Annotated in this window: 23 protein-coding genes; 5 read left to right on the top strand and 18 right to left on the bottom strand. The window is 72.0% G+C overall.

Annotated features, from left to right (window positions below):
• Positions 1–251: 251 nt before the first annotated feature.
• From mshD to AB0950_RS26175, 3 genes are all read right to left on the bottom strand, one after another.
• The gene (gene mshD, locus AB0950_RS26185; protein ID WP_366779532.1) at positions 252–1,178 is read right to left on the bottom strand and encodes a mycothiol synthase; all 927 of its coding nucleotides are present in this window, start codon (positions 1,176–1,178) and stop codon (positions 252–254) included.
• A 206-nt stretch (positions 1,179–1,384) separates the two neighbouring features.
• Entirely contained in the window at positions 1,385–2,032 is a 648-nt protein-coding gene (locus AB0950_RS26180; RefSeq protein ID WP_366779531.1) for a Uma2 family endonuclease, read from the bottom strand.
• Positions 2,033–2,135: 103 nt separating this feature from the next.
• Positions 2,136–3,029 carry an NmrA/HSCARG family protein gene (locus AB0950_RS26175; RefSeq protein ID WP_366779530.1) on the bottom strand — a complete coding sequence of 298 codons (894 nt, stop codon included), beginning with the start codon at positions 3,027–3,029 and terminating at the stop codon, positions 2,136–2,138.
• A 118-nt stretch (positions 3,030–3,147) separates the two neighbouring features.
• Here AB0950_RS26175 and AB0950_RS26170 point away from each other — a divergent pair, with 118 nt between their 5' ends.
• A complete protein-coding gene (locus tag AB0950_RS26170; RefSeq protein WP_360160072.1) occupies positions 3,148–3,633 on the top strand; it encodes a MarR family transcriptional regulator in 486 nt (161 codons plus the stop codon).
• A gap of 883 nt (positions 3,634–4,516) precedes the next feature.
• Here the strand turns inward: AB0950_RS26170 and AB0950_RS26165 are convergent.
• From AB0950_RS26165 to AB0950_RS26140, 6 genes are all read right to left on the bottom strand, one after another.
• A complete protein-coding gene (locus tag AB0950_RS26165; RefSeq protein ID WP_366779529.1) occupies positions 4,517–5,998 on the bottom strand; it encodes a HAMP domain-containing sensor histidine kinase in 1,482 nt (493 codons plus the stop codon).
• Positions 5,995–6,729 (bottom strand): response regulator transcription factor, encoded by a 735-nt coding sequence (locus AB0950_RS26160; protein WP_330339116.1) that lies wholly within the window; start codon positions 6,727–6,729, stop codon positions 5,995–5,997. The genes AB0950_RS26165 and AB0950_RS26160 overlap by 4 nt, the downstream gene beginning before the upstream one ends.
• 114 nt (positions 6,730–6,843) lie before the next feature.
• Positions 6,844–7,089, bottom strand: a complete 246-nt coding sequence (locus AB0950_RS26155; RefSeq protein ID WP_360160070.1) for a hypothetical protein — start codon at positions 7,087–7,089, stop codon at positions 6,844–6,846.
• A 28-nt stretch (positions 7,090–7,117) separates the two neighbouring features.
• Positions 7,118–8,101: a trypsin-like peptidase domain-containing protein gene (locus AB0950_RS26150; protein ID WP_360160069.1), complete on the bottom strand. Its 984-nt coding sequence runs from the start codon at positions 8,099–8,101 to the stop codon at positions 7,118–7,120.
• A 158-nt stretch (positions 8,102–8,259) separates the two neighbouring features.
• The gene (locus tag AB0950_RS26145; protein WP_360160068.1) at positions 8,260–9,318 is read right to left on the bottom strand and encodes a LacI family DNA-binding transcriptional regulator; all 1,059 of its coding nucleotides are present in this window, start codon (positions 9,316–9,318) and stop codon (positions 8,260–8,262) included.
• A gap of 126 nt (positions 9,319–9,444) precedes the next feature.
• Positions 9,445–10,224, bottom strand: coding sequence for a response regulator transcription factor (locus AB0950_RS26140; RefSeq protein ID WP_360160067.1), 780 nt, complete (start codon positions 10,222–10,224; stop codon positions 9,445–9,447).
• A gap of 178 nt (positions 10,225–10,402) precedes the next feature.
• Here AB0950_RS26140 and AB0950_RS26135 point away from each other — a divergent pair, with 178 nt between their 5' ends.
• Genes AB0950_RS26135 through AB0950_RS26125 form a run of 3 tightly spaced genes read left to right on the top strand, consistent with a single transcriptional unit; the run spans position 10,403 to position 12,687 of the window.
• On the top strand, positions 10,403–11,263 hold the full coding sequence (locus AB0950_RS26135) for an alpha/beta fold hydrolase (RefSeq protein WP_366779528.1): 861 nt from the start codon (positions 10,403–10,405) through the stop codon (positions 11,261–11,263).
• Between the two features lie 46 nt (positions 11,264–11,309).
• Positions 11,310–11,564, top strand: a complete 255-nt coding sequence (locus AB0950_RS26130) for a MoaD/ThiS family protein (RefSeq protein WP_366779527.1) — start codon at positions 11,310–11,312, stop codon at positions 11,562–11,564.
• Positions 11,565–11,568: 4 nt separating this feature from the next.
• On the top strand, positions 11,569–12,687 hold the full coding sequence (locus tag AB0950_RS26125) for a hypothetical protein (protein WP_360160064.1): 1,119 nt from the start codon (positions 11,569–11,571) through the stop codon (positions 12,685–12,687).
• Positions 12,688–12,881: 194 nt separating this feature from the next.
• On the opposite strand, the gene AB0950_RS26120 is transcribed toward AB0950_RS26125, so the two are convergent.
• From AB0950_RS26120 to AB0950_RS26100, 5 genes are all read right to left on the bottom strand, one after another.
• The gene (locus tag AB0950_RS26120; protein WP_360160063.1) at positions 12,882–13,529 is read right to left on the bottom strand and encodes a hypothetical protein; all 648 of its coding nucleotides are present in this window, start codon (positions 13,527–13,529) and stop codon (positions 12,882–12,884) included.
• Between the two features lie 699 nt (positions 13,530–14,228).
• A complete protein-coding gene (locus AB0950_RS26115; protein ID WP_360160062.1) occupies positions 14,229–14,870 on the bottom strand; it encodes a hypothetical protein in 642 nt (213 codons plus the stop codon).
• A 386-nt stretch (positions 14,871–15,256) separates the two neighbouring features.
• Positions 15,257–15,547, bottom strand: a complete 291-nt coding sequence (locus tag AB0950_RS26110; protein WP_004000115.1) for a DUF1416 domain-containing protein — start codon at positions 15,545–15,547, stop codon at positions 15,257–15,259.
• A gap of 57 nt (positions 15,548–15,604) precedes the next feature.
• Positions 15,605–16,450: a sulfurtransferase gene (locus AB0950_RS26105; RefSeq protein ID WP_361983456.1), complete on the bottom strand. Its 846-nt coding sequence runs from the start codon at positions 16,448–16,450 to the stop codon at positions 15,605–15,607.
• A 408-nt stretch (positions 16,451–16,858) separates the two neighbouring features.
• On the bottom strand, positions 16,859–17,602 hold the full coding sequence (locus AB0950_RS26100; protein ID WP_360160060.1) for a DUF2993 domain-containing protein: 744 nt from the start codon (positions 17,600–17,602) through the stop codon (positions 16,859–16,861).
• A 118-nt stretch (positions 17,603–17,720) separates the two neighbouring features.
• Here AB0950_RS26100 and AB0950_RS26095 point away from each other — a divergent pair, with 118 nt between their 5' ends.
• Positions 17,721–17,984: a DUF3099 domain-containing protein gene (locus tag AB0950_RS26095; protein ID WP_360160059.1), complete on the top strand. Its 264-nt coding sequence runs from the start codon at positions 17,721–17,723 to the stop codon at positions 17,982–17,984.
• A 4-nt stretch (positions 17,985–17,988) separates the two neighbouring features.
• Here the strand turns inward: AB0950_RS26095 and AB0950_RS26090 are convergent, their stop codons facing one another.
• From AB0950_RS26090 to AB0950_RS26075, 4 genes are all read right to left on the bottom strand, one after another.
• Positions 17,989–18,351, bottom strand: a complete 363-nt coding sequence (locus AB0950_RS26090; protein WP_360160058.1) for a DsrE family protein — start codon at positions 18,349–18,351, stop codon at positions 17,989–17,991.
• A 133-nt stretch (positions 18,352–18,484) separates the two neighbouring features.
• Positions 18,485–19,183: an amino acid racemase gene (locus tag AB0950_RS26085; protein WP_366779526.1), complete on the bottom strand. Its 699-nt coding sequence runs from the start codon at positions 19,181–19,183 to the stop codon at positions 18,485–18,487.
• A 1-nt stretch (position 19,184) separates the two neighbouring features.
• Entirely contained in the window at positions 19,185–19,967 is a 783-nt protein-coding gene (locus AB0950_RS26080) for a TSUP family transporter (RefSeq protein ID WP_366779525.1), read from the bottom strand.
• Positions 19,954–20,949 (bottom strand): TauD/TfdA family dioxygenase, encoded by a 996-nt coding sequence (locus tag AB0950_RS26075; protein ID WP_366779524.1) that lies wholly within the window; start codon positions 20,947–20,949, stop codon positions 19,954–19,956. Before AB0950_RS26075 ends, AB0950_RS26080 begins: the two co-directional genes overlap by 14 nt.
• Positions 20,950–21,107: the final 158 nt, after the last annotated feature.

The raw sequence follows: 21,107 nt of genomic DNA, 5'->3' as shown, positions 1-21,107 counted from the left end.
CGCGCCACCGGCATCACGGGCGCATCGGAACGTGCGGGCGGGAGCGTCCCGGCCCCGTTCTGGGCGGGCCCCTCGGGGGGCGGCGAAGGCTCTGGCACGGCGAGCGTCATTGGCCGAGCGTCGCAAGCCAGCCTGAATCAATGGTTACGGAGACATGACGTCCGGGCTAGCGAGGGGCGGATCACAGGGTTCGCGGAGCACACGACGAGTAATCCCACGGCGCCCAGGCGGACGGTCTCAGCCCCGCAGGGTCACGTTTCCGTGCGGTACATCAGGTCCGTCTCGTACGTCGTGAACCCCAGCCGCTCGTACACCGACACCGCCGCCTGATTGTCGGCGTCGACATAGAGCATCGCGGTCGGCAGCTGCTGCCCCGCCAGGTGCCGCAGGCCGATCGTGGTGAGGGCCTTGCCGAGGCCGCCGCCCTGCTCGCCGGGGCGGACGCCGAGGACGTACACCTCGCCGAGCCCCTCCTCGGCGTGCACCTTGGTCCAGTGGAAGCCGATCAGCTCCCCGCGCCGCTCGGCGAGGAAGAACCCGGCCGGGTCGAACCACGGCTGGACCTTGCGGTCGTCGAGGTCCCGCTGGGTCAGCGAGCCCTGCTCGGGGTGGTGGGCGAAGGCGGCCGCGTTGACCGCGAGCCAGGCCGCGTCGTCCTTGCCGGGCACGAAGGAGCGCACGCTCACGCCCTCCGGGAGCGCCGGCTCGGGCAGCTTCAGGTCGGTCAACGGCCGCCGCATCTGCCGCAGTTCGCGGAACAGGGTCAGGCCGAGGACCTGGGCGAGGTGCCGGGCGGCGGGGTGCCCGCCGTGCGCCCACACCCGCAGCCGCTTGCCGGAGGCGGCGAGCAGCGCCGCACCGAGCGCCCGCCCGTGCCCGTGCCCGCGGTGCGCGGGATGGACGACGAGTTCGGCGGCCGGGGCCTCCACCGGGTCGGTGTCCTCCAGCTGGGCGTAGCCGACGAGTTCGCCGTCGACGTTCAGCAGCAGATGCGAGACGCCCTCGCGGGCCTCGCCGCGCAGCTGCAGCCGGCCCTGTTCGGACACCGGTTGCTGCCCGTCGACCGCGGCGGCCTCGGCGAGCAGGGCCCGCACCGCCTCGGCCTGGTCCGGAGTGAGCGCGGAATGGGTCTCGATGGAGCGGGCGGGGAAGGCCCGTACGGTGTCGTCGCTGCTCATGCGTAGAGAGTACGGGGCGGTCCGGGGGCAGCGCAGGCAGCACAGCGGGCAACGGAACCGGCAAACGGGGCTCGGACAAAACCTGTCTGAACATCTCTGCGGTTCCGGAATACCCCTGTGAATTGTTCACGGGGGTTTTTCGATACCGAAGGCAAAAGCACATGCGCTTCCACAAGCTGTGGAAAGAGGTGACGGTGATGCTGCGGTCAGCTCCGCTTGGGGCCGGTGATGCCCTCGCCGATGACGAACCCCTTGGCGGGGCCTTCCGGGATGGTGACCTCCGTCCCGTACGGGACCCGGTGGATGTCCTCCCAGTCGGCCTTGTCGGGGCGCGGCCCGGTGAAGAGGGTGACGGCGCCCTGGCCGTCGTAGTCGTCGATGAGCACGTAGACGGGGATGCCGGCGCGGGCGTACTCGCGGCGCTTGCGGATGCGGTCGCGGTCCTGGTTGCGTTTGCCGGGGGAGACGACCTCGACGACGAGATGGACAGCGGAGGCCTCCACTCCCAGTCCTTCCTCGTCGGCATAGGGCTTGAGGTCCTCGGGAGCGACGAATGCGTCCGGGATCCATCCCTTGCGCTTGTGGATGACGTTGGTGTCCTGGTGGCACGCGTGTTCAGCGCCGTCCAGGAATCTGTCCAGTGCCCGCCGCAGACGGTTCGTGATCTGGGCGTGGGTAAGGCGACCGGTGGGCGACACCTCGATGGCTCCCTCGATGATCTCCGCGTGGTAGCCCTCGGGGAGTTCCATGGCCTTCCACGCCTGCCACAGGACCTCGTCCAGGTCGGGTCCGTTCAGGGATTCAGCCGGAGCCTCGGACATGGTCTCGGGCCTCTCGTGTGCGAGAGCGGTCAAGGTGGCACCTCCTCCTCAAGTGTGGGCTGGGTGTGCGTGCGGCACAAGCAACGCGATCACCGCAGGCGTGGACGTGCGTATGACGCGGAGAGATGTCCTGCGCTCACCTCTCCGGGTGGCAGCGCGTCCCCGGGGCGTCGGCCTGGTCCGGCCAGTTCCGGGTGGTGGCCCAGGCGGTGAAGGTCTGCCAGCCGACCTCGGGGTACGCGCGGCGCAGGGCCGGGACGTCGACGTCCAGGCCGGTGGTGGTGAAGTAGGCGAACATGGCCGCCAGGTCCGCGGAGTGGGTGCGGACGGTGTCGAGGGGGACCTCGTGGTGGGTGATCGGGCGGCCGGTGGCGGTGGCGAGGGCGGCCGCGATCTGCCGGGGGGTGCGGGTGTCGGACGCGATGTCGATACGGCGGCCCGTGAACGCGCTCCGGCGGGTGAGGGCCAGCGCCGCGAACGCGCCGATGTCGGCGGCCGGGATCAGGGCGAAGGGGCGGTCGGCGGGCATGGGCCAGCCGAAGACGCCCTCGCGCAGCCCGGAGAGGGTCCAGCCGGTGGCGTAGTTGTCCATGAACGCCGCCGGTGCGATCACCGTCCAGGGCAGGCCGGAGGCCGCGAGACACCGCTCGATCTCGTGCTTGCTGTCGTAGTGCGGGATGCCGGTGCCGCGGTCGGCGTGGGCGGCGGAGGTGAGGACGACGTGGTCCAGGCGGGCGGCCGACGCGGCCTCGACGAGGGCCCGGCCCTGGCGGACCTCGGTACCGGTGTCGGTGCCGAAGGGGGTCGTGACGGCGAAGAGCGCGTCCGCGCCGGTCAGGGCCGCGTCCAGGGAGGCGCGGTCGTCGAAGTCGGCGCGGCGGATCTCGGCGCCGAGAGCGTGCAGGGCCGTGGCGGCCGGTGCGTCGGGAGTGCGGGTCAGGGCGCGGACGTGGTGGCCGGCGGCCAGGAGGGCGCGGGCGGTGGCCCCGCCCTGGGCGCCGGTGGCGCCGGTGACGGCGACGGTGAGCATGGGTGTCCCCCGGGAGAATAGGATGGCGGTGAACAACTGCGTGACGCATTAGCTGCGTTGCGCAGGAAGCTATCCGGAATTTCACTGCGCCGCGCAGCGTTTTTGGAGGGCGAGTCACGTGACCGACCCGAGCCGGGCCCGGCTGTACGAGGAACTGTCGGCGGAGTCGCGCCGCTATCACGCGGCGTTCGTGCTGTTCAACCAGGCCGTCGCCGACCACCTCGGGCTGCACCCCACCGACGTACAGGCCCTGAGCCTGCTGACGGCGGAGCCCGAGCCGCTCCCGGTCCGGCAGATCGCCGACCTCACCGGCCTCACCACGGGCTCCGCCACCCGCCTGGTGGACCGGCTGGAACGCGCCGGCTATGTGGCCCGCACGCCGGACGCCCGGGACCGGCGCCGGGTGCTGGTCACGCCCGTACCGGAGCGCGTCGCCCGGGTCACCGCCGTCTGGGACGAGCTGGGCCGCACCTGGCAGACCCTGCTCGACGACCACAGCGAGGACGAACTGAGGGCGATCACCCGCCACCTGCGCCGCGCGAACGAACTGAGCCGCGCCCAGATCCAGCACCTGCGCACCCTGCCGAAGCCGGAGCCGGACTGAGCGGAGGGGACCGAGCGGGACCGGCGGACCGGACGCACGCGGCCGACGGCACAAGCGGCACTGCGGACCGGCTCCCGCCGCCGACGGGACCAGGGAGACCGCGCAACCAGAGGAAGACCGGGACCGGCAGCATCGGACTGACGAGACCGCTGGCCCTGACGGCTCCGGCTCTCGAGGTCTCGACCACGCGCACCGCTCCAGCCGGCCGGGACTCGACCACGCGCGGCTCAGCCGTCCGGGGCCTCGACCACGCGCGCCGCTCAGCCGTCCAGGGGCCTCGACCGGGACCCATGCCGCTCCAGTCGGCCGGGGTCTCGACCGGGCCCCGTGCCGCTCAACCGGGGGCCTGGGCCGGGCCCCGCGCCGCTCCAGCCGTCCAGGGCCCCGATCGCGCCCGGCGCCGCTCAGCCGTCCAGGGTCTCGACGGGGACCCACGCCGCTCAGCCGTCCGGGGTCTCGGGCGACCACGTGCGCCGCTCCAGCCGTCCGGGGTCTCGACCGGGCCCCGCGCCGCTCAACCGGGGGCCTCGGCCGGGCCCCGCGCCGCTCCAGACGTCCGTGGCCCCGATCGCGCCCTGCGCCGCTCAGCCGGCCGGGGTCTCGACCGACCACGCGCGCCGCTCCAGCCGTCCAGGGCCTCGGCCGGGCCCCGCGCCGCTCCAGCCGTCCGGGGTCTCGACCGGGCCCTGCGCCGCTCAGCCGTCCGGGGTCTCGACCGGGCCCCGCGCCGCTCAACCGGGGGCCTCGACCAACCGGGGACCTCGACCGGGCCCCGTGCCGCTCAACCGGGGGTCTCGACCGGGCCCCGTGCCGCTCAACCGGGGGCCTCGGCCGGGCCCCGCGCCGCTCAGTCGGCCGGGGCCCAGGTTGGGCCCCCTGCCGCTCAGCTCGTCAGGGTTTGCGTTGGTTCCGGGGTCTCCGGTGGGGGGATCGGTGCGCCCGGCAGCCGTACCGTCGCCACCGTGCCGCCCCCCTCCGCGCGGGCCAGGGTGACCTCGCCGCCCGCCTGCTGGACCGTGCGGGCCACGATGGACAGGCCGAGGCCCGAGCCCGGCAGGGCCCTCGCGCTGGGGGAGCGCCAGAAGCGGTCGAAGACGTGCGGGAGTTCGTCCTCGGGGACACCGGGGCCGTGATCGCGGACGGACAGGACGCCGTCGGCCAGCTGCACCTCGACCGTGCCGCCCTCGGGGCTGAACTTCACCGCGTTGTCCAGGATGTTGACGACCGCCCGCTCCAGCGCCGAGGGCTCCGCGCGGACGTACCAGGGCTCCAGGTCCGCCGTGATCGTCAGTTCCGGGCCGCGCAGCCGGGCCCGGCGCAGGGCCGCCTCGACCGTGTCCTCGAAGGAGACCACCTGGACGCGCTCGCCGCGCTGGCCCTCCGAGCGGGACAGCTCCTGCAGGTCGCCGATCAGCGCCGCCAGCTCGGTCACCTGCGCCTTCACCGAGGCGAGCAGCGCCTTGCGGTCCTCCGGCGGGAGCGGCCGGCCCGTCTCCTCGCTGCGGGTGAGCAGCTCGATGTTGGTGCGCAGCGAGGTCAGGGGCGTCCGCAGCTCGTGCCCGGCGTCGGCGATCAGCTGCTGCTGCAGGTCGCGGGAGCTGGCCAGCGAGGCGGTCATGGAGTTGAAGGAGCGGGACAGGCGGGCCACCTCGTCCTCGCTGTCGTCCTCCACGGGGATGCGGATCGTCAGGTCCTCCGTGCGGGCCACGTGCTCCACGGCCTCGGTGAGCTTGTCGACGGGACGCAGGCCCGCACGGGCGACGGCGAGGCCCGCGGCGCCGGCGCCGAGAACTCCTATGCCGGACACGAGGAGAAGGATCAGGGCGAGATCGTTGAGGGTCTTCTCGGTGTTCTCCAGCGGTACGGCGGTCATCCAGGCGGCGCCCTGATACACCTGCGGCCCGGTGTCCGTGAGGACCACCAGCGGCATGGTGAGCACCCGGACGGGGTTGCCGTCGGTGTCCGTGCCGTTGCGCAGGATGCCGCCCTGGCTGGTGTCGTGCCCGACGACCGCCCGGTCCGCGGAGGTGGTCCGCACCACGCCCGGCGAGTCCGCCGAGACACAGGCCGTGCCGTCCGGCTTGACCAGCTGCGAATAGATGTTGTTGTGGGCCGGCAGCCCGTTGGAGGAGTCGGTCGGGCTGCGCGGGCACGCCGTCAGCAGATCGAGCACCTGCCCGGCCCGCACGGGACGCTGCGAGGAGGTCTGCAGGTCCTTGTCCATCAGGTCGTACAGCTTCCCCTGCACGATGAACCAGGCCGTCACCGACACCGCCGCCACCGCGAACGCCACGGCCGCCGCGACCAGCATCGCCAGACGGGTCCTGATCGGCAGGGAGCGGTAGCGCCGTACCAGCTTCTTCACTCGGCGCCGCCCTGTCGCAGGACGTACCCCACGCCCCGCACGGTGTGCACGAGCCGCGGCTCGCCGCCGGCCTCCGTCTTGCGCCGCAGGTACATGACGTAGACGTCGAGGGAGTTGGAGGAGGGCTCGAAGTCGAAGCCCCAGACGGCCTTGAGGATCTGCTCGCGGGTGAGGACCTGGCGCGGGTGCGCCATGAACATCTCCAGGAGGGTGAACTCCGTGCGGGTCAGCTCCACCGGCCGCCCGCCCCGGGTGACCTCCCGGGTCGCGAGGTCCATGCGCAGGTCGGCGAAGGTGAGCGCCTCGTCCTGCTGGGCCTGGGCCGACACCGCGGCCGCGTACGAGCTGCGCCGCAGCAGCGCGCGGATCCGGGCGAACAGCTCGTCCAGCTCGAAGGGCTTGACCAGGTAGTCGTCCGCCCCGGCGTCCAGCCCGGTGACCCGGTCGCCGACCGTGTCCCGGGCCGTCAGCATCAGGATGGGCGTCGTGTCGCCGGCGCCGCGGATGCGGCGGGCCGCCGTCAGGCCGTCCATGCGCGGCATCTGGATGTCCAGGACGACCAGGTCGGGCTTGTAGGCGGTCGCCTTCTCCAGCGCGTCCGCGCCGTCGACGGCGACCTCCGTGTCGTACCCGTCGAAGGCGAGACTGCGCTGGAGCGCCTCGCGTACGGCCGGCTCGTCGTCGACGATCAGGATGCGCTGGGGGTCACGGTCGCCTTCGGCGGGGCTCATCGCTCGCGGTTCCTCGGGATGCGGTGGGTGGGGTGTACGGGGTCTGGCCGCTGTCTCTCAGCGTGCCACGCCACGGGGCCCGAGGGCACTGAGCCGCGAGGCGCGCCACCGGGGTCAGGCGAAGGCCGGGACCGCGGTCAGGCGGTGCAGCGGCACCTTGCGGCGGTGGGTGCGGACGGGGGCGGTGCGCAGGCCCATCAGCTCGGGCACCGGCGTGGCGGCCACCTCCGGCGCGCGCGGCACCGACTCGGGCTTGCGCGGCGCCGGGATGGTGACGTGCACGTGGAGGGCGACCGCGAGGGCGAGGACGACGTCGGCGGGACCCTGGTCGGCGATCTGGTGCGAAACCTTGGTGATCATGACGTTCTCCCTGCTGACCGTGCGTGGGTTAGCTGTTGTTGCCCGCCCGCAGCTTGGCCAGGTCGGACTTGACGGTGTTGACGGGGATGGCGAAGCCGAGGCCGATGCTGCCGGCGTCCGAGGACGACGATGCCTGCTGGCTGGAGGAGTACATCGCGGCGTTGATCCCGATGACGTTGCCGCTCGCGTCGATCAGCGCGCCGCCGGAGTTGCCGGGGTTCAGCGAGGCGTCGGTCTGTATGGCCTTGTAGGTCGTCGTGGAGGAGCCGGTGTCGCCGTTGAACTGGCGGCCGCCGAACTGGAACGGCCACTGGCCGCCGCCGCCCTGGTCCTGGCTCTCGTCGGTGGAGACGGTCACGTCCCGGTCGAGGGCGGAGACGATACCGCTGGTGACGGTGCCGGTCAGGCCCTCGGGGGAGCCGATCGCGACGACCGAGTCACCGACCTGCACGCTCGAGGAGTTGCCCAGGGACGCGGGCTTGAGGCCCGAGGCGCCGCGCAGCTTGATCAGTGCCAGGTCCTTGGAGCTGTCGGTGCCGACGACGTCGGCGGTGTAGCTCTTGCCGTCGCTGGTGCGCACCTTGATCGACTGCGCGCCGGAGACGACGTGGTTGTTGGTGACGATCTCGCCGTTCGACGTGATGATCACGCCGGAGCCGGTGGAGGAGCCGTTGCCCAGGGTCGCGTTGATCTCGACCACGCTGGGGCTGACGGCCGCGGCGATCGCGGCGACGTCCCCGCGCTTGCTCGACGGCACCGCGTTGGTGGTCGTGCCCGCGGAGGCGACCGTGTCCTTGCCGGTCAGCTCCTGGAAGCCGTACGCCGTGGCGCCGCCGACCGCGGCCGCGACGATCGCGACGGCCGCGAGGAGGGCGACCGGGCCCCGGTTCCGCCGCTTCTTGTGCGCAGCGGGCTCGGTGGCCGGCTCGTACGGCGGCGGGGGCGGCCACTCCGGGTTCACGGGAGCGGAGTAGCTGGGCTGCTGGGGGTATCCACCCTGGCTCTCGGTCATGCTCATAAGAGTCCCCCGTGACCATGAGAGCTTCCTGAGTGCCCGCTGAGAAGCCCGGCAGAAGCTCGTTTGCCCGATATAAAGGCGCTTCCCGGTGTCCCGGGCCGGGCTCTCACCCGGCGTTCAGAACGCCTGGTCGCAGCCCGGTCAGAGCCTGATCAGAGCCCGGGCGGCGCGTGACCGGCGTCCGGCCGGGTCTCGCAGCCGCAGCTCGTGCGCACCACGAGCCGGGACGGGAAGGTCTTCAGCCGCTCCCGCCGCGAGCCGGCCACCCGCAGCCCGTCGTCCAGCACCAGGTCGACCGCCGCCCGGGCCATCGCCGAGCGGTCGGAGGCGACCGTGGTCAGCGGCGGGTCGGCGAGCGCCGCCTCCTTGATGTCGTCGAAGCCGGCCACCGCCAGCTCGCCGGGCACGTCGATGCGCAGCTCGCGGGCGGCCCGCAGCAGGCCGATCGCCTGGTCGTCGGTGGAGCAGAAGACCGCCGGCGGCCGCTGGGGGCCGGAGAGGACGTCCAGGGCGACGCGGTAGGCGTCGTAGCGGTTGTACGGCGCCTCGAACAGCCGGCCCTCGGTGGGCAGGCCCGCCTCGGCCATGGCCCGCTTCCAGCCCTCGACGTGGTCGGAGACCGGGTCGCCGACGGCCGGGGTCTCGGCGGTGCCGCCCATGCAGGCGACGTAGTCGTAGCCGTGCTCCAGCAGGTGGCGTACGGCGAGCTGGGCGCCGCCGAGGTCGTCCGTGACCACGGCGACGTCGTCGATGGCCTCGGGGCGCTCGTGCAGCAGCACCACCCGGGCGTCCCAGGCGTCGATCTCGGCGGCGGCCAGGTCGTTCAGCGCGTGGCTGACGAGGATCAGCCCGGAGACGCGCATGCCGAGGAAGGCGCGCAGATAGTGGACCTCGCGTTCGCCGATGTAGTCGGTGTTGCCGACCAGGACCATCTTTCCGCGCTCGGAGGCGGCCTGCTCGACCGCGTGCGCCATCTCCCCGAAGAAGGGCTGGCGGGCGTCCGGGATGATCAGGCCTATGAGGTCGGTGCGCCGGGAGGCCATCGCCTGGGCGACCCGGTCGGGGCGGTACCCCAGTTCCTTGATCGCGGCGAGGACACGCTCGCGCGTGGCCGGGGCGACCGGCCGGGGTCCGTTGTTGATGACGTAACTGACGACGGCGGTGGAGGTTCCAGCCAGCCGTGCCACGTCATCGCGAGTCACCTTGGCCACGCGCGGAGTCTACGCGGATTGACCCGGTCCGGGCAGGGCGTATCACTGCTTGGATGTGCGTAAGCAATGCCCCGCCGGACGGATGTCCATGCCTGGCCCGGGAAATCCACGGAAATCCCCGGGGAACTACGCCTCCGCGTGGACCTCGGCGCCGTCACGGGCGGCGGGAGTGTCCGTGTTCTCCTCCTTCGTCCGGTCCGCCCTGGCCTTGGCCTCCTCGCCGGACCGGTCGGCCTTCTCCGGCGTAACGAATCGATAACCGACGTTGCGGACCGTGCCGATCAGCGACTCGTGCTCCGGGCCGAGCTTGGCGCGCAGCCGCCGTACGTGCACGTCGACGGTCCGGGTGCCGCCGAAGTAGTCGTAGCCCCACACCTCCTGCAGCAGCTGGGCGCGGGTGAAGACCCGGCCCGGGTGCTGGGCGAGGTATTTGAGCAGCTCGAACTCCTTGAAGGTCAGGTCCAGGACCCGGCCCTTGAGCTTGGCGCTGTAGGTCGCCTCGTCCACGGAGAGGTCGCCGTTGCGGATCTCCATCGGCGAGTCGTCGCTGACGAGCTGCTGGCGGCCCATGGCCAGCCGCAGTCGCGCCTCCACCTCCGCCGGGCCGGCGGTGTCGAGGAGCACGTCGTCGATGCCCCAGTCGGCGGTGACGGCGGCGAGGCCGCCCTCGGTGACGACCAGGATCAGCGGACAGCCGGGGCCGGTGGACCGCAGCAGCTGGCACAGGCTGCGCACCTGGGGCAGATCGCGGCGGCCGTCGACGAGGATCACGTCGGCGCCCGGGGTGTCGACGAGGGCGGGGCCCTCCGCCGGGGCCACCCGCACGTTGTGCAGAAGCAGGCCGAGGGCGGGCAGCACCTCCGTCGACGGCTGGAGGGCGTTGGTCAGGAGCAGCAGAGAACTCATACGTCTGGTTCCTCCTCGGTCCCTGCGAGGCTGTGCGGACGGGCACTGCTCTGCGATCCCGAAGGCCCGTACACCGGCGGTCACCCGAGGTTTCCCGCTTCGTATACAACGCTTCCGAAAGCACAAAAGGACCCGGGGGCTTCGCTGCCCGAGTCCTCTGTCCACGAGAATAGCCCACATGAGCAACGGTCCGGCAGGTCATGTGGCACGTTCCACCGTTCGTCCGAATTACGAGACAGGCAGACGGGGCCCTATCCGGACGTTTCTGCGCAGTGCCGACGGCATTTTGATCGATTCCGTATACGATCCGGGCGCCGTCGTATACGGAAGCGCGGAAAACCCTGCGGACGCCGGCCGTTCCCCCACCCGTGACCTGGTGTTCGTCGTCGCCCACGGGTTCACCGGGGACGTGGACCGCCCGCATGTGCGACGGGTGGCGGGCAGGCTGCGCGCTCACGGCGCCGTCGTCACCTTCTCCTTCCGCGGCCACGGGCGCTCCGGCGGCCGCTCCACGGTCGGCGACAAGGAGGTCCTGGACCTCGCCGCCGCCGTGGAGTGGGCACGCGGCCTCGGGCACGTGCGCGTGGCGACCGTCGGCTTCTCCATGGGCGGCTCGGTGGTGCTGCGGCACGCAGCCCTGCACTCCGGCACGGTGGACGCGGTGGTCTCGGTCAGCGCCCCGGCCCGCTGGTACTACCGCGGCACGGCCCCCATGCGCCGGCTGCACTGGCTGGTCACCCGCCCCGAGGGCCGCCTGGTCGGCCGCTACGGCCTGCGCACCCGCATCCACCACCGGGACTGGGACCCGGTGCCGCTGTCCCCGGCCGAGGCGGTGCCGCGGATCGCCCCCGCCCCGCTGCTGATCGTGCACGGCGACCGGGACGGCTACTTCCCCCTCGACCACCCCCGGATGCTCGCCGAGGCGGCCGGTGACCACGGCGAACTCTGGGTGGAGGCGGGCATGGGACACGCCGAGAACGCGGCGGACGACGGCCTGCTGAGCCGGATCGGTCGATGGGCGGCGGTCAAGGCGGGCTAGCCTGACAGCACTCTTATTTCATTCTTGCTGTCGATCGAGGAACGAGATGCCCAAGGTCACGGTGCGCTACTGGGCCGCCGCGAAGGCCGCGGCCGAGGTCGCCGAGGAGCCGTACGAGGCGGACACGCTCGCCGGCGTGCTGGCCGCCGTGCGCGCGCGACACCCCGGTGAACTCACGCGCGTGCTGCAGCGCTGCTCCTTCCTCGTCGACTCAGACCCCGTCGGGACCCGCGCGCATGAGACGGTACGGCTGGCCGAGGGCGGCACGGTCGAAGTGCTCCCGCCGTTCGCAGGAGGATGAGGCGATGAGCGACCAGCCGTATCAGGGCGGCCAGCCGTACCAGGGCGGCCCGTACGAGGGCTACGACCCGCACCAGCAGCAGTACCCGCACCAGCAGCAGTACCCGCAGCAGCCGCAGTGGCCCGGGTACGAGCACCAGCAGCAGCCCTACGACCCCCAGCTCACCCAGCAGTGGCAGGGCCAGACCTGGGAGACGCAGACGCACGCGCCGGTGCAGACGCCGGTGCAGCAGCAGCCGTACGAGGGGCAGTACCAGCAGCAGTACGCGGCGCCTGCCGCACCGGAGCCGCAGCCCGCGCCCGCACCGCAGGCGGTGGCGGAGCCCGAGCCCGCCTACGGCCCCGCCACGCTCGCCGGGAACTCCCGGATCACCGATGCCCAGCGGGCCCGGCTGGAGGGCCGTTCGCCGATCATCGAGCCCGGCATGCAGCCGGCGCTGCTGACCGCGGCGCTGGGCGGGCTGCTCGCCGTGACGGCGCCCGTCGCGTCGTACGCGCTGCTCGTGCCGCTCGTGGTGCTCCAGGGCGTGACCGCGGCGGGCTGGTTCCGGCTGAACGGCATGTGGCCGGCCCGGCAGGGCATCGCGCTGGCGTTCCTCGGCGGGCTGGCCGCCGACGCCGCGGTCCTGGCCGCCGGCCGCGACCACGCCCCCGCGGCCATCCTCGGGCCGCTCGGCATCTGGGTCCTGCTGTCCCTGGTCCTGCAGCTGCGCTCGCACGCCTCGCCGGACGAGCGGATGTACGGCCTGATGGCGACGGTCGTCTCGGCGGCGCTGTCGGTCCTGGCCACCGGGTACCTGGGCGCCGGCGCGCACGCGGTGTCCGTGGGCGCGGCGGCGGTGGCGGTGGCGGTCCTGGCCCGGGCCCTGCCCCTGCCGACCCCCGCGTCCGTCGCGGTGTCCCTGCTCGCGGCGGCGGGTGCGGGGATCGCGGTCGGGGGGATGACCGGGCTGGGCGCGAAGGGCGCGCTGCTGGGTGCGGCGGCCGGCGTCTGCGCCTTGGTCGGCCACCGGGTCGCGAGCTACGACTACCCGTCCCGCTTCGTCCACTTCACGGCCGGCGTGGCGCTGCCGCTGTCGGCGGCGGCCCCGGTGGTATGGGTGCTGGGACGGGCGCTCGGTTAGCGCCCTCGTTCTCCGGCCGCCGACCGGGTTCACCCGGTCGGCGGGTGTCGGAAGGCCGGGCGAGTACGGTGGCCTCTGTGCGCCCGGGTCGGCCGGGCGCGCGCCGCGCGTGTCTTTACCCGACAATGAAACAAGCCGGATCCCCGGCCCGATTCCGGCGGGCCGGGGATCCTTGTCATACGGCGGGCTGTGGATCAGTTCCAGCCGTCGTCGCCGCCCCAGCCACCGTCGCCGCCCCAGCCGCCGTCGCCGCCCCAGCCGCCGTCGCCGCCCCAGCCGCCGTCGCGGCCGCCCCAGCCGTCGCAGATCACACGGAAGCTGCCGACGACGCCGTCCTTGACCTTGAGGTCGCGGGTCGGACGGATGCGCACGCCGTCGCTCTGGCTGTGAGGGCCGACGGTCGCGACGGGAGCACCGTTGTCGCACACCGCCCCGCGGAACACCTCGACAGTCTTGTGGCTGTCGTTGCGGATGTTCAGCGTCCGGGCGCCCAGGCCGCTGACCACGGTGATGCAGTCACCGGGGCGGGCCGAGTAGGACCGCTCGTTGATCTCGATCCGGCCCTCGAAGCCGCGGAAGCCGCCACGGCCGCCGCGCCCGTGACCCTCGTTGCCCTTGCCCTCGTTGCCCTTGCCGTTGTTGTTGCCGTTGTTGTTGCCGTTGTTGTTCCCGTTGTTGTTGCTGGCACCGCCGTCGAGAGGCGCGGAGGCGACGGCGGCCGGAGCAGCGGCCGGGGCCGCCTCGGGCGCGGACGCGGCCGCAGCGTAGGTGACACCGGTCGCGGCCAGAGCCGCGGCAGCCGCCGCAGCGGCGGTGACAGCGGTGGAACGAGAGATCTTCATGGTGCTTCTCCAGTCTCTGAGACTCGCCGACTCGTCGGCCGGTCGTGAGGAACGTATTGACCGAACGCCGCCGCTGTCACGCGTGAAATGTTCTGATCTTCGTTTTTTATGGGCTGATCGGGCGATATTCGATGATTGGTCGCCATTCGTCGCCCGCTGGCGCGGTGTCAAATCGCCCTGAAAACACGGGAGTTGTCAGGCGCTAGCCCTTTTGGATGATCTTATGACTAATGGCCACTCTGGTGGCAAGCGTGTCGTTGCCGCCGCAAGGGTGCGAGTCGCGCTAGGAACGGCCGGCCGGGCACGCGGAAGGGCGTGCGGAAGGGCGTGCGGAGGGCCGCACCCCATGGGCATCCGGCGCCAGGAGTACGGCCCTTGACGGCTCTGGTCGGCTCTGGCCGGCTCTTGGGCGGCGCGGGCCCGCTCGGGCCGCGAGCAAGGCCTCAGTCGGGCCTGTGCGCCCTTCTCCGCCGCGCACCGCCCTCCAGGCCTCCCGGTCCTGTCGCGGCGCACAAAAGGGGCCGAGGGCGCGGTTCACGCGCCCTCGGCCGCCGTGGCCCGTCGCCGGTGAGCTGTCGTGGCGTCAGCCTCCTTCTCGGTGGCGCTCCTTGCGCCGGACTCCGGACATGCCGGAGCCCCGGCCCAATTCCGGCGGGCCGGGGCTCCATGGTGTGCAAGGGGTTGTGGGTGGGCTGCGGATTACCTGCCGCCGTCGCCGCCCCAGCCGCCGCCGTCGCCGCCGTCGCCGCCGTCGCCGCCCCAGCCGCCGTCGCCGCCCCAGCCGCCGCCGTGGCGGCCGCCGACCACGCGGAAGCTGCCGATCACGCCGTTGCGGACGTGGACGCCCGGCGTGCAGCGGACGCGCACGCCGTCGCTCTGGCTGTGCGGACCGACGACCGCGACGGGAGCGCCGTTGTCGCAGACCGCCCCGCGGAACACCTCGACGACCCGGTGGCTGTCGTTGCGGATGTTCAGCGTCCGGGCGCCCAGACCGCTGACCACGGTGATGCAGTCACCGGGGTGGGCCGAGTAGGACCGCTCGTTGATCTGGATCCGGCCCTCGAAGCCGCGGTAGCCCCCGCGACCGCCGCCTCCGTGGTCCTCGCGGCCCTCGTTGCCCTTGCCGTTGTTGCCGTTGTTGTCGTTGTTGTTGCCAGTGCCGGAGCCGCCGAGCGGTGCGGCAGCGGCAGGAGCCGCCTCGGGCGCGGCGACGGCGGCCGGAGCGGCGACCGGGGCCGCCTCCGGCGCCGAGGCGGCCGACGCGTAGGTGACGCCCGTCGCGGCCAGAGCCGCGGCGGCCGCCGCGGCGGCCGTGAGGGCGGTGGAACGAGAGATCTTCATGGTGCTTCTCCAGTCTCTGAGACACCGACACGTTCGCCGGTTGCTTGGAACGTATTCGGCGATCACCGGGGCTGTCATGTCGGGAAAGTCGCGAGACTGGGTTTTTGTACGCCAAGAGAGGGATTTGTTTCTTATGTTCCCCATATGCCGTTCATGGAAGGGTCGTCAACTCGCCCTCGCTGAAGGGAAATTGACACACCACTAGACCCTTTGGATGATCTTATGACAAATCGCTACCCCGCCAGAGTGCGTGTCGATGCTGGCGCACGGAGCCGAGACCCGCTAGGAACCGCCCCCGGACATGCCGAAGGGCCGCACCCCACCGGCGTCCAACCCGGGGTGCGGCCCTCCGACCGTCACTGTGCCGCTGCTGCGCGCGGACCCGCTCAGACCGCGATGGCGACCTCGGCCAGCGCGCCCTTCTCCGCCACGACGACCGTACGGTCCGCCGTCGCGCCCGGCACCAGGGCGCGCACCGTCCACGTGCCCTCGGCCGCGTAGAACCGGAACTGGCCGGTCGCCGAGGTCGGCACCTCGGCAGTGAACTCGCCGGTCGAGTCGAGCAGACGGACGTAACCCGTCACCGGCTCGCCGTCGCGGGTCACCTGACCCTGGATCGTGGTCTCACCGGGCTTGATCGTCGAGGCGTCCGGGCCGCCGGCCTTCGCTCCGCACATGCTGTTCTCCGAAAGGGGTTGGACCGGGAGGTCGGTCGGGATGGGGTACCTGTTGCCTTACTTGCCGGCGCCGAGCTCGATCGGCACGCCGACGAGGGAGCCGTACTCGGTCCAGGAGCCGTCGTAGTTCTTGACGTTCTCGACGCCGAGCAGCTCGTGCAGCACGAACCAGGTCAGGGCCGAGCGCTCACCGATGCGGCAGTAGGCGATCGTGTCCTTGGCGAGGTCCACGTTCTCCTCGGCGTAGAGGGCCTTCAGGTCCTCGTCCGACTTGAAGGTGCCGTCGTCGTTGGCGTTCTTCGACCACGGGATGTTCTTCGCGCTCGGGACGTGACCCGGGCGCTGGGACTGCTCCTGCGGCAGGTGGGCCGGGGCGAGCAGCTTGCCGGAGAACTCGTCGGGCGAGCGCACGTCGACCAGGTTCTGCGAGCCGATGGCCTTGACCACGTCGTCGCGGAAGGCGCGGATCGAGGTGTCCTGCGGCTTGGCCTGGTACGCGGTCTTCGGGCGCTCCGGGACCTCGTCGCCCGGGACCAGCTCGCGGGCGTCCAGCTCCCACTTCTTGCGGCCGCCGTCGAGGAGCTTGACGTTCTCGTGGCCGTACAGCTTGAAGTACCAGTAGGCGTACGAGGCGAACCAGTTGTTGTTGCCGCCGTAGAGGACCACCGTGTGGTCGTTGGCGATGCCCTTCTCCGACAGGAGCTTCTCGAAGCCCTCCTGGTCGATGAAGTCGCGGCGGACCGGGTCCTGGAGGTCCTTGGTCCAGTCGATGCGGATCGCGTTCTTGATGTGGTTCTTGTCGTAGGCGGACGTGTCCTCGTCCACCTCGACGATGGCGATGGCCGGGTCGTCCAGGTGCTCCTGCAGCCAGTCGGCGTCGACCAGGACGTCTGTGCGGCTCATGCTCTTTCTCCTCCGGGGCAGTTGCGGCGGGGCGTGCGAGTAGACAGGGGGCGCGCCCGAGAATGCCGGGCGGCGCACGGGTGCCCTTCCAGCAGGGCGGGGGTGAGACGCGGAAGTCGGGGACTTTCGCTCAGAAGGGGCGACAGAGCATGGCGGCAACGCGGCACAGGTCCACTGCCCGCCGCTTCGTGAGATCCGCCTGTCGCTTCATGGGCTCGATCGTAGGGACGTCTGGTGGGCGTGTCACCGGTGTGTCATATGGCGAGACTCGATCGTCCGAATAGCGGGATGAAAAGAGCGCCTCGGCAGCCGCCGTACGGCCGCCGGGCGCTCGGGAGGTCCTCGCATCTACGCTACGGACCCGGTCGTCTCGCCAGTCGGACGCTATGCGTCCACCCGGCTCTGGTCCTACCCCGCCAGCCTGACGTCCGAACCCTTCACGCTGACCTGCACGCCGTCCTTCGCCGCCCGCACCGAGTCCAGCTCGATCCCGCCGGGGAGGTGGTCGATGACCTGCTGGAAGTCGGTGATGTTGCGCACGCGGCTCTCGGCGAGGGAGAGGGCGGCCAGCTTGGGCAGGGAGTCGGCGTGCACCTCGACCTTGTTGTTCACCACGGTCACGGAGCTGAGCACGGACACCGTCCGGTCGACCGGGACGGTCAGGAGCTTGCCGGTCACGTGCACCGCGACCTTGATCTTGCCGTTGCCGCCGTCGGAGAGGCCCACGACCTTGGCCGAGACCCCGGTGGTCACCTCGGTCGGCTGGGACTTGGCGGTCCTCAGCAGCTCGGCGTAGGAGATCGTCGCGGTGCCGGTGGCGCTGGCCGCGGTGGCGGAGCTGTAGTCGCCGGAGAAGGAGACGCCCTTCATGTCGGCCTGCAGATCGTCGATCCGGATCGTCTTGCCGGCGGTGCCGGTGGCGGCCTCGTAGTCCTTGATCCCGACCTCGACGTCATCGAGCGACCCGCCCGCGACCTGGGTGAGGAACGGGAACCCCTTGATGTCCACGTCCGGCGTCGAGGCCAGGTTCTCCGACGACTTCAGCTTGTCCGCGGCCTCACCCTCCGCGAAGTGCACGGCCACCCGGTCCGCGATCACGAACAGCCCGCCCAGGATCACGACGAGGATCAGGATTATTCGCAGGGCGCGCATGTGGTGTTCCCCTGGGGACGAGAGCGGTCTTCGGTACGTCACGGTAACCCTGCGGGCGCCGGCCGGGCGGCCATTGTCGATCAGTTGTGACAGGTACGACCCGGCCTACCCTGTACTTATGTACGCGCGGCGGCGTCACATCTACTTCGCCATGATGGGGATCTGCATCGGGCTCTTCGTCCTGGCCTGGGGAGTCGTGCGGATCTGGTCGGTCCCGGCGGCCGTCGGCATGTGCGTCGTGGCCATGGTCATCCCGCCGGTCGCCGCCATGATCGCCAACCGGCGGGGCCCGGAGGACCGCTGGTGGGACGACCCCTCCGGCGATCCCCAGTCCGACGAGTGGTGGGACGAGCTGGACGGCAAGAAGCCCCCGCGTACCTGAGCGGTCAGTAGACGAGCGCCTGGGCGCCGTCCGCGAGCGCCTCCTGTACGAAGACCTGCGCGCCCGCGATCCGTACGCCCTCGATGACGTCCTTCTCGGTGATCTCCCGGCGGGCCGCGCACTGGGTGCACAGCGTGATGCGGCCGGCCGCCAGGACGGACTCGATCAGATCCGGCAGCGGGGCGGCGTGCGGCAGCTCGAACTCGGCGGCCCGCCCCGGCAGCGCGAACCAGGACGACTCCCCGGTCAGCCACAGCGAGACATCGACCCCGCTGGCCACGGCCACCGCCGCCACGGTGAACGCCTGCGAGCAGCGCTCGGGCGCGTCGGCCCCGGCCGTCACCTTGATCACGAGCTTTTTGGTCATACCGGCAGCGTAGCCGTGAGCACGACCGTCGCGAGGAGCACGGCCACGCAGACGGCGGTGAGCACTTCCTGCTGATCGGCGCGGGCGCCTGGGGTGCGTTCGTGTGCGCCGGTCAAGGGCGCCCGGCTCTGACTCAGGCGGCCGGAGCCAGGGCCTGCCGTACCGTCGCGCGCGCCAGCGCGGCCGTGGGGTCGACGACCGGGAGGCCGGCGCTCAGCTCACCCAGGAGCAGAGGCAGTTCCGTGCAGCCCGCCACCAGCAGGTTCGCACCCCGGGCCGCCAGCTCCTCGGCCGCGCGCTCGACCAGGCAGACCGCGGCGGGACCGACGTCGCCTGCCTTGACCCGGCGGATGGCGCCCGTCACGGCCTCGCCCTGGGAGAGTTCCCCCGGCACCACGACCCGCAGCCCCGCCGCCGCCAGGGCGCGTTGATACAGTCCGGCGCGTACCGTGCCGGTCGTGGCCAGGAGCCCGACCGACCTCACCTGAGGGTGGTGGGCACGGATCTCACCGGCCGTCTCCGCGATCATGTCGAGCATCGGTGCGCGCACACTGGCCCGTACCTGGTCGAGGAAGGCGTGCGCGGTGTTGCAGGAGGTCGCGATGACCCGTGCCCCTATCGCCTCGAGCCGGTGCGCACCGCGGACCAGCCAGGGTGTCGGGTCGGGCCCGCCCCCGACGAGCGCCGCGGAGCGGTCCGGGACCGTGGGGTCGGCCCACACCACGACCGGCAGATGGTCCTGGTCGACACCGGCCGGGGTCGCGTCGATCACCTTCCGGTAGAAGTCGACCGTGGCCAACGGGCCCATTCCGCCCAGGATTCCGATGGTCATCTCAGGTCCCCCATTGGTCGAGTGCGAGTTTGCCGACCAGCACGAACACGACGACGAGCAGCACGGCCCGGACGAAACCGCTGCCGCGTTTGAGTGCCATGCGGGCGCCCACCGAGGCGCCCGCCAGGTTGAACAGCGCCAGGAACGGAGCGAGTGCCCACAGCACCGTGCCCTGGTACGCGAACATCGCGAGGGCGCCGAGGTTCGTCCCCACGTTGATGACCTTCGCGGTCGCCGACGCCGTGACCATGTCCATGGACAGGACCGCGACCAGGCCGATCACCAGGAAGGTGCCGGTGCCGGGTCCCAGCAGGCCGTCGTAGAAGCCGATGCCCGCGCCGACGAGCGCCACGGCGGCCAGGACCCGCTGCCGGGTCACCGCGGCGCCGGGCCGCTGTCCGAACTGCGGTCTGAGGACGACGAAGGCGGCGACGGCGACCAGCAGCACCATGATCACGGGGCGCAGGACCTCGCTCTTCACGTCGGCGGCGAAGAACGCCCCGCCCACCGCCGCCAGGGCCGCCACGGAACCGATGCGGGCCGCGAGCCTGATGTCGACGGGGGCCCTGCGGGCGTAGGTCACCGCGGCCGCCGAGGTGCCGACGACACCGACCGCCTTGTTGGTGCCCAGGGCGTACGCGGGGGCCAGGTGCGGGAAGGCGATCAGCAGGGCGGGCACCTGCAGCAGCCCGCCGCCGCCGACCACCGCGTCCACCCAGCCCGCGCACGCGGCGGCGACGCAGAGCAGTGCCGCCGCGGTCGGGGTCAGGTCATGCACGGGCATAGCTGTCCTTGCTGAGCACCCGGCCGCCGGCCCGCACCAGGACGTCGGCGCGCAGCTCACCGGGATAGGGGTAGAACCGGCGCAGCCAGCGGTCGTTGCCGTCGTAGCGCGGTGTGAAGTCGCTGCGGCCGTGCACCACGATCCGGTTGTCGACCAGGAGCAGGTCACCCCTGTCGGCCCGCACCGCGCGGTGCACCGTGTGCATGGCCCGGTTGAGCCGCTCCAGGGCGGCCTGCGCCTGCGGGTCCGTACCGAAGGTGTTGTGCATGTTGAACCGGACCCGGGTGCCGGGGGAGTCGGCCGGGCCGTCGACGAGGACCGGGTGCGGCTCGGTCACCGGCCGCTCGTCCTCGGCGAGACCCCGTGTGAAGGAGAGCGGGAAGCGGCTGCGGTAGCGGTCGGTGCGCAGCGGCTCCGCCTCGCGGACCGAGGCGACCATGGTGGCCGCCTGCCGGTCGTGGTCGGCGCGCAGGCACAGCAGGCCCAGGTGGGAGGGGCGTACTGGGTGGTGCACGTTCTCGGTGTGGAAGTCGAAGAGCGTGGAGCCCGAGTTCAGGGGCTTCGCCGCGTCACCGGAGACCGGGTACACGTCGTGCACGAGCGCCCCGGACTTCTCGTCCTCGTAGCCGATCAGTCCGCCCAGCGGGTGCGCGACCAGGGCGACGAGCAGGCTCGAGGCGTGCCGCTCGCCGAGGACGTTGGCGCCGTACGCCGCCGGGGTCGCCGGGATGTCGCCGACGGGCAGTCCGCGCACCACGAGCAGGCCGTGGTCCGGCGGCGTGTCACGGAAGGACTCGATGCCCGCGCGCAGCCGGGCCGGCAGACGCCCGGCGAACGAGGCGAACACCTGGGTCTGGATCATCTCTTCCAGGGGGCCCGGCAACTGGGTCACGTCACGCAGCAGTTCGTCGAGAAGGGCGGTCTCGGCCGGCTCCAGGGTGAGCGCGGCGAGATCGGCACGGGGTTCCGCGTAAGTCGTCATGCCGGAGATCCTGTGGCCCGACGACCGCCGCGACCAGGGGAGTTGACCGTCCGGAAACGTCCATGACCCGCACCGGTCACACCCCGGCCGTGTCCGGTAGGGGACGAGGCCTGAAGCGGACGCCCCCTGGCGTGCCGCCGGCGCGTGCGGTTGCGGCA

Origin of the sequence: Streptomyces sp. NPDC007189, from assembly GCF_040703635.1 — a bacterium.
Taxonomy (GTDB): domain Bacteria; phylum Actinomycetota; class Actinomycetes; order Streptomycetales; family Streptomycetaceae; genus Streptomyces.
Note: the sequence above shows the minus strand (reverse complement) of the source record. Positions and strands in the feature narration are given on the sequence as shown.